Below are 1,037 nucleotides of genomic sequence, written 5' to 3' on the forward strand. Positions count from 1 at the left end.
CGCGGACCATCAGCTGCCCAGGCTCATTTTCCAGAAGCAGGGATACTGCTTCATTGAGAGCTCGATAGGCAGCCAGTTGCAGCCCCTTGCTCAGCGTGCATGGGTCGCCTTCGAGTCGAGGCCGGTTCACCCGGTTGCTCAGTTCCCAGCATTCACGCACGCCGCCAGTCTGCAGTGCCACGTACAGGCCGAGTTGATCCAACGCGGTGGGATACACCATGCTTGCCTGCGCGCGGAACAACCGGGAATGCACAGTTGCAGTGTTCAACAGCACGTTTGCTATCTCGTGGTGGCCCTGTAATTTCAGCCAGCTCACCACTTCTTTGAGATAGACGTCCATGCCGTCTCCGAGCTTCCTGAGGTGAAGCGCACGCTCGCGAAGACCCTTCTCGCTGGCGATATGCGAATTCCGGGCCAGCTTTATGGCATTTCTTTCGCCATCGTCCCGCATTCGGTAGCGGTGATAGTAGTGGGTGATACGCGATCCGAATAGAAGTAGCGCGACACCCGCAATGGCCATGACCATCTGTGTCGTAAACGTTGTGGGATCAAATGCCAATGGATACGGCTTTGGCGTCGTAAGGCCAATGATCAGATTGAGCGATGGCACGGCCACCGCGGCTCCACGCCACCCCAGCAGACAAGTAAGTGCAATCGCCGGTAGCGCCATCAATAACTGAAGGCTGGTCTTGGCCGTGGCAGATTCTGCAGGAATCAGCGTCGTAGATACGCCAATCAGGATCATCAGCGCCAATCCAGCAACGCTTGGCGCCAGGAACCGGCGTGTCCATGCCGGTTCGGTGTGCCTCTTCGCCCAAAGCAGGGCAAGTGGGGCAACCGTCAGAATTCCGATGAAGTCACCCACGATATAACGCGCCGCGCCRGTGAGTATTGGTACGTCCGGGGTCGGCCAAAGCAAGTGCATCAGGATCAGGTTCAACGAGGTGACGGCTATGGCCGACGCCGCCCCAACCGAGAGCAGCCAAGCCTGGGACGTAGTGGTCATCATTCTACGGTGCAGCCGCACGATCGATGCC

1 protein-coding gene is annotated in these 1,037 nt (G+C 58.3%); it reads right to left on the reverse strand.

Annotation, left to right across the window (positions count from 1 at the left end; genetic code table 11):
- Window positions 1-1,006, reverse strand: a 1,006-nt coding sequence (locus tag AC1DQP_RS20845; protein ID WP_478052477.1) for an MASE1 domain-containing protein, incomplete at its 3' end; no start/stop codon positions are given.
- Between the last annotated feature and the right edge of the window lie 31 nt (window positions 1,007-1,037).

Source organism: Stenotrophomonas sp. P5_A8, assembly GCF_056400545.1.